Raw genomic sequence first — 8930 nt, 5'->3', positions numbered from 1 at the left:
ATCCGTTTTTACAATAACGAGCGATTACAGGCAAAACTAAACGGCCTCAGTCCCATGGAATTCAGGACCAAGGCCGCTTAACCGATTTTTATTTTTTTGTACTGTCTACTTGACGGGGGTCAGTTCACGCGGAAACAGCCCCTTCTTGTTAAGGCTGCCGGCTGCGAAGCACGGTCAGATTGCCCGTTAACGCATATGCGCCGAGCTGCGCCGGCAGCAGGTAGCTTTGACCGGGCGCAAGCGGAAGCTCGCCGCCGCTCCAAGAAATCTCGCCTTCGCCTTCCGCCACGATCAGGATGGTGAACGATTCCGGAGTCGTCTCGAGTTCCCAGCGGCCTTGCACGACGCCTTTGTCCGTGACGAAGTAAGGCGACGTCGCCAGCTCCAGCCATTCACCGGGACGGGAACCGGCGGTGCTCATTCGTTTTGCCCCGGCGCCTTCGTAGGCGGTAACGTTCAGCGAATCCTCGATGTGAAGCTCCCGGGGTTTGCCGTCGAGGCCGGGACGATCATAATCGTACAGGCGATAGGTCGTATCGGAATTTTGCTGGATCTCGGCCACCAGAACGCCGGAGCAGAGCGCATGGACCGTGCCGGCGGGGATGTAGAACGAATCGCCGGTTGAGACGGGAACCTCCTGCAGCGCGTCCATGATGCGTCCTTCCGAGATCGTCGCTTCCAGTGCGGCGCGGTCGATGCCGGGCTGCAAGCCGTAGATGATTTTGGCTCCCGGTTTGGCGTCGAGGATGTACCACATCTCCGTCTTGCCCAGCTCGCCCGGGGGCAGGCGGTCATAGCCGTCGCTGGGGTGCACCTGCACCGACAGATCGTCTTCGCAGTCGAGCAGCTTCACCAGCAGCGGGAAACGTCCGTCTTCGCGCATCGTCGTCCGGGTCCCGAACAGCTCGGCGCCGAAGCGCCCGCGCAAATCTTGCAGGGTTAGTCCCGCCAAATCGCCGTTGGCGACAACGCTGGAACCGTTGGGATGATCGGCGATCGTCCACGCTTCGCCGATGCGGCCTTCGGGCAGCCGGTAGCCGAATCGCTCCAGGTTGCGGCCGCCCCAGACGCGCTCTTTGAATTCGGGTTGAAACAACAGCGGATACCATTGCATGGCTAGTCAGTTCCTCTCCATGAATATGATGCTAGGGGATGGATCGGGCGTGTCCTTCCTTTTTACCGCCGCTTCTCGACGGCCAGCAAATAGGGCGCGGACGCCCGGCGGTTCTGAAATTGATAGCGCAACGCCTGGCAGCGCTCTTGCGGCAAAGCCGATGCCCACGCTTCGACTGCTGCGGCTTCTTCGCCGCCGCCGTCATGGCCGGGATACAGAACGACCGTCAGCACGCCGCCCGGCCGCAGCAGCTCCAGTGCCGCTTCGAGCGCGGGCAGAGTCGTGGCGGGCACGGTGATCACGGGCGCGGCTCCGGACTCGTCCTCGTATCCCGGCAAATACCCGAGATTAAACATCACGGCGTCGACGCGGCCCGCATGCTCCGCGGGCACCAATTCCCGCAGCTCGTGATGGCTGCGGCATTGGAGATCAAGCGTCCGCGGCGGCTCGGGCAACCCTTCGGCGAGCCTGCGGCGGGCGCGTTCGATCGCTTGCGGCTGGATGTCGCAGCCGTAGACGGCTCCCCGGGGCCCTACCCGCTTGCATAGGAACAGCGTGTCGACACCGTTCCCCACGGTGGCGTCGACGGCCGTCCCCCCGGCGTGGAGCCGTTCTTCCACCAGTTTTTGCGCGAAGCTGAGTACGGATAAAAAGCCCATCACACGCCTCCGTTTCGGCTGCCCGCGTACAGCTTGCCCTGCCACGTGTCGCGAGCGGCGAGTTCGGCGTCGATCGCGTTCAGCACCTCCCATTTGCGCAGGCTCCACATCGGCCCGATCAGCAGGTCGCGCGGAGCGTCGCCGGTGACGCGGTGCACGATCATCTCGGGAGGCAGGAATTCCAGCGTGTCGACGACCAGCTTCACGTATTCGTCCCGCTCCAGGAAACGAACAAGCCCCTGCTCGTACTGCTTGACCATCGGCGTTTTGCGCATCAGGTGCAGCAGGTGGATCTTGATCCCCTGAACGTCCATGGCGGCGACGGCACGGCTCGTCTCGAGCATCATCTCGTGCGTCTCCAGAGGCAGTCCGTAGATCACGTGGGCGCACACCCGGATTCCGTGTTTTCTGAGCTTTTCAACCGCCTTGTAATAACATTCGGTATCGTGGGCGCGGTTAATGATTTGCGAGGTGCGTTCGTGGATCGTCTGCAGCCCCATCTCCACCCACAGATAGGTGCGCTCGTTCAGCTCGGCCAAATAGTCGACGACATCATCGGGCAGGCAATCGGGTCTCGTGGCGATGGACAAGCCGACGACGCCGGGCTGCTCCAGGATGACTTCGTAATATTCCCGCAGCTCCTTGACGGGGGCGTAGGTGTTCGTATAGGCTTGGAAATATCCGATGTACCGCGCGTCCGGCCACTTCTTGTGCTGGCGGTCGCGGATCGTGTTGAACTGGGTGACGAGATCGTCTCTGCGGCGTCCCGCAAAATCGCCGGACCCGCGCGCGCTGCAGAACGTGCAGCCGCCCGTTGCGATCGTTCCGTCCCGGTTCGGGCACGTAAACCCCGCGTCGAGCATGACTTTGAACACTTTTCCGCCGAATTGTTCGCGCATCTCATAGTTCCAGGTATGGAATCGCTTGTCTCCCCATAGTCGGGGCTTTTGCTCCAAGGTTGGACTGGACATGGTCACAATCTCCGTTATTCTTGTTCTGAGGCTACCGGTTCGTACCCCTCGAACAGGCGGCGGAACCGTTATCCTTCCTTTGTATTGTAACGGAATCCGCGGGAAAATACCATGCGTGGGGGCTTTGCGGATCGCGGCTTTGCCTTGCGCATCCAATCTTCGCGCCGAATTCGGTTTACTCCGTGGCGATAAATGCAGGAAAAACCGATGCTTTTATGAGAACGGTTTCAAACGGTTGGCTCTAAAAAAACGATCGGAATTTTTGCCAGTTGCCCATTGTAAAACCTTACATGGCATGTTATCCTTAAATCAAGTCAAATCAACAAAAAAACCTTACACGAGCCAATCGACATAACCGCGTCGGCTTTTGGGCAAGCTGGTAAAAATGTAAAAATCCGAAGAGGTGATGACCCGTGGAAAAAATGTTCGCGATTCCGCACGGCGACGATGTCATTACGATCCAACTGACGGTCAAGGAAGCGATTGCGCTCGGTACAGGCGAGAAATTTCCGAAAGCCAGCTACATCGCGGCCAGCGCCCGCAGCAAAGTGAAACGTCAAGTGACCGACAAGCTGCTGAGCGAAGGCTCCGTCTCCTACGAATCTTTAATGCACTGACCTTACGCGAACAGCACCTGATCCGGGGTACGGAGCAGGTGCTGTTTTTGCATTCCGGAGGAAAATCAACTATGATATTGCCATAGCAATCGACCTGGCTGGAAGGAACGAGAACGCAATGAGATTAAGAGGCAGAACGGGCATCCGCGAGGACCTGCTCGCCCAGCCGCAGCTGGTGACGCTGCAGCCCGGCGAATGGAAAGGCCGCTGGCGCGAGAGGTTCGGAAACGACGCGCCGATCCATGTGGAGCTGGGGATGGGCAAAGGCAAGTTTATCAGCGAGATGAGCCGCCTTCATCCCGATATCAACTTTATCGGCATCGACATGTTCGACGAGCTGCTGCGCAGGGGCAGCGAGAAGGCGAGGAAAGCGCACGAAGGCGATCCGCCCAATCTGGTGCTGGCTTTGTGGAACATCGAGCGGATCGAGGAAGTGTTCGCTTCCGGTGAAATCGAGCGCATCTACCTGAACTTCAGCGATCCGTGGCCGAAGAAGCGCCATGCGAAACGCCGACTGACGCATCCGCGGTTCGTGCGCAAGTACATACAGTTGCTGAACGAGCACGGAGAAATTCACATGAAGACCGATTCCCGGCTTCTGTTCGAGTTTTCTTTGAATTCCTTCGCCGACATGGGGCTCCGGATGCGCAACATCAGTCTGGACCTGCATGCGGACGGACCCGCGCCGAACAATGTGATGACGGAGTACGAGACCAAATTTCATGAACAAGGCATGAATATATACCGCTGCGAGGTCGTAGTCGGATCGAAGGCGCTGGAGCGGCATTTGGAGGACCTCCGCGCCCGGGAAGCGGCGGGTGCTCGGAAAAACGTTACGCCATAAGGGGCACGGACGCCCTCGCGATCAGGCTAAGACCAACATACAAAGCAGTCCGGCTGCCGACCGGGCTGCTTTTTTATCCATGCCTCGTTTACGGAATCCAGGCGTACAGGCACGAAGCGGTAACGGAACCGAGCAGGGCGCCGGCCAATACGTCCGACGGATAATGAAGACCGAGGTAGATGCGGGACAAGCCGACGATGCCTGCGATGGGCAGGAGCAAAGGGGCCAGCAGCGGCTGTTCCAGCACATAAGGGACCAGCGCGGAGAAAATCGCGGTCGTATGTCCCGACGGGAACGAGTGATCCTTCAGGGGATTGGGGCCGGTGAACGTATCCGGCCAGATCTGGTAAGGGCGGAGGCGCCGATAGGTGCGCTTGAGCACGGCCACGGGAATATGGCTGATCGCCAGCGTCGCCAAGGCAATCCACCCGACCCGCTGCCAATTGGAGCCGGCGAACAGGGCGAAGCCGAGCGTGCCCGCGATGCTGACGGTCGCTCCTCCGAGGTGAGTGACGATCCCGAACGCCCGGTCCAGCCACGTTCGGCGCAGACGCCGGTTGACATAGCGAAATACGCGCTGTTCCCGATCCAACAGCCATCCGAAGACACGGCTCATCTTGATCCCTCGCTTTCGACCGGCAGGCGCCGCTTCCTCGGCCGACCAGTCTTAGTTGCACCTAGTCTACCATACAATTGTTAAGGGAAAATTATCGAATCCCGGCCGTTGAAAATGACGAATTTTAATATAACGTTAATCCTAGCCGGATATACTAAGGGCTGGACCGCTCGCCGATGATTTGAACGGGTTGCGATGCGATTCCCGGCCGGCCGGTTAAACGGCAAATCAAGGAGGGACGTTCCATGCAGGACATGCGCGTTGCCATTTTCACCGACACGTATTTGCCTGAGGTCAATGGCGTGGCCAAAACCCTCGGCCGTTGGGTGAACTACCTCGAATCGAGGGGCATCGCCTGCCGCGTATTCGCTCCCGAGAGCGGAGACGACAGCGAAGACAAGCCCGATCGCGATTTCGTGCACCGGTTTTACAGCATCCCTTTTTTGTTGTATCCGGAATTGAAGTTGGCTATTCCCAATCCGTTCCAGATACGGAAGGCGCTTCGCGAATTCGAGCCGACGATCGTGCACGCGGCGACTCCGTTTAATCTGGGATTGTTCGGCCTGAGATACGCCCGCAAAAACAACGTGCCGATCGTAGCCTCTTACCATACGCACTTCGACCAGTATTTGCAGCATTACAAAATCCAGTGGGTCGAGCCTACGCTATGGCGCTACATGCACTGGTTCCATACCGACTGCCGCCGGATTTACGTTCCCTCCCCTTCCACCAAGGCGTATCTGGAGCAGAAGGGGATGCGGGGCCTGGAGGTATGGTCGCGGGGCGTGGATACGGAGCTGTTCCGTCCGGTAAGCGACCGGGAAAAAATTCTGCACAAATGGAACATTCCGTCCGATTCGTTCGTCTTATTATATGTCGGACGGCTTGCCCCCGAGAAGAGCGTCGATGTGCTGCTGCGGGCTTGGCACAAATTGCCGGCTGACATCCGCAGCCGGGGACGGCTTGTGCTAACCGGCGACGGGCCTTTGGCCGAGGAACTGAGGGAGATGCTGCCGCAGAACGGGCATATGATCATGACCGGCTTCGTCCAGGGCCGGGAGCTGGCGGAGCTGTACGGAGCCGCCGATCTGTTCGTATTCCCGTCGGCGACGGAAACGTTCGGGAATGTCGTGCTGGAATCGATGGCGGCCGGGACGCCCGTGATCGGAGCGGCTGCAGGCGGCGTGCTGGACAACGTGCAGCATAACCGGACCGGCTTGCTGTGCACCCCGGGCAGCGAAGAGGAGTTTGCGGCCGCGATCGAGAGGCTTTACCGGGATGGCGAGTTGAGAGCGTCGATGGGACGCAACGCCCGGGAATATGCCGAGCAGCAATCCTGGGAGCAAATATTCGGCAGGCTGCTGGACAGCTACCGGGACGTTTTGGAGCAGGAGTCGGCAAGGGTCCGGGGCGATTTCGCGAATTAGGGCGGCTGGGAAAATAAAATGGATGAGAAACGATGAAAATAAGCGGGAAAACGGAGGATTCGGGAGGGCGGGGCCTCCCATCCGATCATTACCGCCCTAAAGCCTGCGCTCGCGACGCTCTCGGGTGATTACCGTTTTTGACAAAACCGCACAATGGTAGGAAAATCAGTATCGTTGCAAAGAAAGCATGAAAACCAGAAATTAGAAGAGAAAAACAGACGAAAGAAAAAAAGGGTCCGGATATGCAAACTAGGATTGGGGGCTTGTAGACGATGTTGGACAAATTTCTCTTGTCCATTCAGCTGTTTCTTGCCTGCTTGGGCTTGTATCAGGCATTTTTCCTCCTGTACGGTCTGAAGCGGAAGAAACAGGAGAAGACGCATGATCCGCAAAAAAGCTTTGCCGTGCTGGTAGCCGCCCACAACGAGGAAATGGTTGTCGGCGCCTTGATCGAAAACTTGAAAAACCTGGATTATCCGAAAGAATTGTACGACGTATTCGTGATCGCCGACAACTGCACCGACAACACGGCGAAGATCGCCCGCGAACTCGGCGTCAACGTCTGCGAGCGGCATAACCCGAATCTTCGCGGCAAAGGCTATGCGATCGAGTGGATGCTCCGCGAATTGTGGAAGATGCCCCGCCAGTACGATGCGGTTGTTATTCTCGATGCGGACAACCTCGTCAGTACGGATTTCCTGAAGCATATGAACAACGACTTGTGCAACGGACACAAAGTCATTCAAGCTTATCTCGATACGAAAAACCCCGGCGATTCCTGGGTAACGGCTTCCTACGCGGTGACCTACTGGTTCTGCAACCGCCTGTGGCAATTGCCCCGCACGAATCTGGGGCTGGCGAACTTCCTCGGCGGCACGGGCATGACGTTCGACGCCGCGCTGCTGAAGGAGATGGGCTGGGGAGCGACGAGCCTTGTCGAGGACCTCGAATTCACCGTCCGCTGCGTGCAGCGGGGGATTAAGCCGACATTCAACTACCAGGCACGCGTGTATGACGAGAAGCCGCTGACGTTCAAGGCTTCCGCGCGCCAGCGTCTGCGCTGGATGCAAGGTCACTTCGACGTTGCGCGCCGCTACTTCTTCCCGCTGCTGTGGCAGGGTCTCAAGGAGCGCAACTGGGCGAAGCTCGACACCGCTATCTATACATTTAACGTGTATAACGTTTTGTTCGCGTTCGTATTCAGCGTCGTGCTGTGGATCGATATGCTGATTCCCGGCAGGGAACATTTTACATCCCTGTACGAGCACGTGCCGGGCTGGGTGCTTACGGTTATCATGGCGGTGACCGTGGTGCAGTTCCCGCTCGCCATGATGCTGGAGAAGGTCAAGTCCTGGAAGATGTTCGCGTATCTGCTGGTTTATCCGCTGTTCCTGGTCTCCTGGTGGCCGATCACGTTCTACGCGTTCTTTACGCAGAACAACAAGCAGTGGAGCCACACGAAGCATACGCGCGTCATCCGCATGGAGGACGTGGGCAAGCAGGTTTGATCCGTACAAGACCGGTTCCGGGAGCTTCGGTTCCCGGAACCGGTCGCTTCTTGCCGGCTGCGAATGCGGATCGGCGCCGGTTTGCGGATGGCCGCCGGCGTCCCGGATATCCGCTTGAAGCCGGAACGTCTGCGGGAGCGATTTTTTTGTCAGCCATGAGTTGACATCCAAGCCGCCGTATGATATTGTTACTTAGGATTGCAATAGAATTCGGTTCCGATCAAGCAGAAGCGCCCGCTTCTCACCTGACCGACTTCGGTTGGCTGGTAATGGACCAAGAACAAGCTGGTCACAGTATGATTCTTTGGTGCATACAAGGATGTGGGCATTTCCGCCTGCATCCTTTTTAATTCGAATGCAAGCAATCCCCCTTGGAGGTGGCCAGTTATTAGCAGAGAACACATGATTAACGACGAGATTCGCGCGCGGGAAGTCCGCGTTGTCGGGGTGAACGGCGAACAGTTAGGCATCATGCATATCCGTGATGCGCTGCAGCTGGCACAGGAAGCGAATCTGGATCTGGTGAACGTGGCGCCGACGGCCAAACCGCCGGTTTGCCGGATTATGGACTACGGCAAGTTCCGTTACGAGCAGCAGAAGAAGGACAAGGAAGCGCGCAAAAACCAAAAGATCGTTGAGATCAAGGAAGTCCGGTTCAGCGCGAATATCGACGAGCACGACTTCCAGACGAAGCTTCGCAATGTGATGAAGTTTCTGAAGGACGGGGACAAGGTGAAGCTGACCGTCCGCTTCCGCGGCCGCGAGATCACTCACGCCGAGATCGGCCAGCGGGTGCTTGAGAGAGCCGCCGAAGAAGCGAAGGAGATCTGCATCGTCGAACGCAAGCCGAAGCTTGAAGGGCGCAGCATGATCATGATTCTGGCGCCGAAACCGCAATAACACTTAATCTTACAGTTTCCGGGAGGTTCCCATCATGCCGAAAATGAAAACCCACAGCAGCACGAAGCTTCGCTTCAAAATCACCGGCACGGGCAAAGTGAAGCGCAACAAAGCATACCGCAACCACTTGCTCTCCGGCAAAAGCCAAAGCCAAAAACGCCGTCTGCGCCAGCAACCGCTGATGCACCCGGGCGACGTGAAACGCATCAAACATATGCTGTAATCCGTTTCGCGGCTGACCGCGGACGCATCACCGATATTTTTCAGGAGGCTG

At 57.8% G+C, this 8930-nt stretch carries 11 protein-coding genes; 7 read left to right on the top strand and 4 right to left on the bottom strand.

The features are described from left to right. A complete protein-coding gene (locus FE781_RS18150) occupies window positions 1-81 on the top strand; it encodes an IS3 family transposase (protein ID WP_425464975.1) in 81 nt (26 codons plus the stop codon). A 67-nt stretch (window positions 82-148) separates the two neighbouring features. Here the strand turns inward: FE781_RS18150 and FE781_RS10305 are convergent, their stop codons facing one another. The 3 genes from FE781_RS10305 to mnmL form a co-directional block, all read right to left on the bottom strand. Then, complete coding sequence (locus tag FE781_RS10305; RefSeq protein WP_138789536.1) at window positions 149-1114, bottom strand: type I phosphomannose isomerase catalytic subunit; 966 nt, start codon at window positions 1112-1114, stop codon at window positions 149-151. Between the two features lie 62 nt (window positions 1115-1176). Beyond that, window positions 1177-1773 carry a tRNA 5-(aminomethyl)-2-thiouridylate-methyltransferase MnmM gene (mnmM, locus tag FE781_RS10300; RefSeq protein WP_138789535.1) on the bottom strand — a complete coding sequence of 199 codons (597 nt, stop codon included), beginning with the start codon at window positions 1771-1773 and terminating at the stop codon, window positions 1177-1179. After that, a complete protein-coding gene (mnmL, locus tag FE781_RS10295; RefSeq protein ID WP_138789534.1) occupies window positions 1773-2744 on the bottom strand; it encodes a tRNA modification radical SAM protein MnmL/YtqA in 972 nt (323 codons plus the stop codon). The genes mnmM and mnmL overlap by 1 nt, the downstream gene beginning before the upstream one ends. A gap of 413 nt (window positions 2745-3157) precedes the next feature. On the opposite strand from mnmL, the gene FE781_RS10290 reads away from it, so the two are divergent. Both FE781_RS10290 and trmB read left to right on the top strand, forming a co-directional pair. Beyond that, on the top strand, window positions 3158-3361 hold the full coding sequence (locus FE781_RS10290) for a hypothetical protein (RefSeq protein ID WP_138789533.1): 204 nt from the start codon (window positions 3158-3160) through the stop codon (window positions 3359-3361). A gap of 118 nt (window positions 3362-3479) precedes the next feature. After that, entirely contained in the window at window positions 3480-4205 is a 726-nt protein-coding gene (gene trmB / locus FE781_RS10285) for a tRNA (guanosine(46)-N7)-methyltransferase TrmB (protein ID WP_138789532.1), read from the top strand. An 88-nt stretch (window positions 4206-4293) separates the two neighbouring features. Here the strand turns inward: trmB and FE781_RS10280 are convergent, their stop codons facing one another. Further along, entirely contained in the window at window positions 4294-4821 is a 528-nt protein-coding gene (locus FE781_RS10280) for a phosphatase PAP2 family protein (RefSeq protein WP_138789531.1), read from the bottom strand. 254 nt (window positions 4822-5075) lie between these two features. Between FE781_RS10280 and FE781_RS10275 the strand changes: the two genes are divergently transcribed. The 4 genes from FE781_RS10275 to rpmI all read left to right on the top strand — a co-directional run bounded on the left by FE781_RS10275 (window position 5076) and on the right by rpmI (window position 8879). Further along, on the top strand, window positions 5076-6248 hold the full coding sequence (locus FE781_RS10275) for a glycosyltransferase family 4 protein (protein WP_138789547.1): 1173 nt from the start codon (window positions 5076-5078) through the stop codon (window positions 6246-6248). A 272-nt stretch (window positions 6249-6520) separates the two neighbouring features. Continuing rightward, entirely contained in the window at window positions 6521-7756 is a 1236-nt protein-coding gene (locus FE781_RS10270) for a glycosyltransferase family 2 protein (protein WP_138789530.1), read from the top strand. A gap of 402 nt (window positions 7757-8158) precedes the next feature. Next, window positions 8159-8656, top strand: a complete 498-nt coding sequence (infC, locus tag FE781_RS10265; RefSeq protein WP_138789529.1) for a translation initiation factor IF-3 — start codon at window positions 8159-8161, stop codon at window positions 8654-8656. Between the two features lie 34 nt (window positions 8657-8690). Further along, a complete protein-coding gene (gene rpmI / locus FE781_RS10260) occupies window positions 8691-8879 on the top strand; it encodes a 50S ribosomal protein L35 (protein ID WP_138789528.1) in 189 nt (62 codons plus the stop codon). Window positions 8880-8930: the final 51 nt, after the last annotated feature.

It is taken from the genome of Paenibacillus thermoaerophilus (genome assembly GCF_005938195.1).
GTDB classification, from domain to species: Bacteria; Bacillota; Bacilli; order Paenibacillales; family Reconciliibacillaceae; genus Paenibacillus_W; species Paenibacillus_W thermoaerophilus.
Note: the sequence above shows the minus strand (reverse complement) of the source record. Positions and strands in the feature narration are given on the sequence as shown.

Bases quoted from the DNA above. Each gene is read 5' to 3' on its own strand.
- FE781_RS10305 (WP_138789536.1), bottom strand. From the start codon at position 1,114: ATGCAATGGTATCCGCTGTTGTTTCAACCCGAATTCAAAGAGCGCGTC.
- mnmM (WP_138789535.1), bottom strand. From the start codon at position 1,773: ATGGGCTTTTTATCCGTACTCAGCTTCGCGCAAAAACTGGTGGAAGAA.
- mnmL (WP_138789534.1), bottom strand. From the start codon at position 2,744: ATGTCCAGTCCAACCTTGGAGCAAAAGCCCCGACTATGGGGAGACAAG.
- trmB (WP_138789532.1), top strand. From the start codon at position 3,480: ATGAGATTAAGAGGCAGAACGGGCATCCGCGAGGACCTGCTCGCCCAG.
- FE781_RS10280 (WP_138789531.1), bottom strand. From the start codon at position 4,821: ATGAGCCGTGTCTTCGGATGGCTGTTGGATCGGGAACAGCGCGTATTT.
- FE781_RS10275 (WP_138789547.1), top strand. From the start codon at position 5,076: ATGCGCGTTGCCATTTTCACCGACACGTATTTGCCTGAGGTCAATGGC.
- FE781_RS10270 (WP_138789530.1), top strand. From the start codon at position 6,521: ATGTTGGACAAATTTCTCTTGTCCATTCAGCTGTTTCTTGCCTGCTTG.
- infC (WP_138789529.1), top strand. From the start codon at position 8,159: ATGATTAACGACGAGATTCGCGCGCGGGAAGTCCGCGTTGTCGGGGTG.
- rpmI (WP_138789528.1), top strand. From the start codon at position 8,691: ATGCCGAAAATGAAAACCCACAGCAGCACGAAGCTTCGCTTCAAAATC.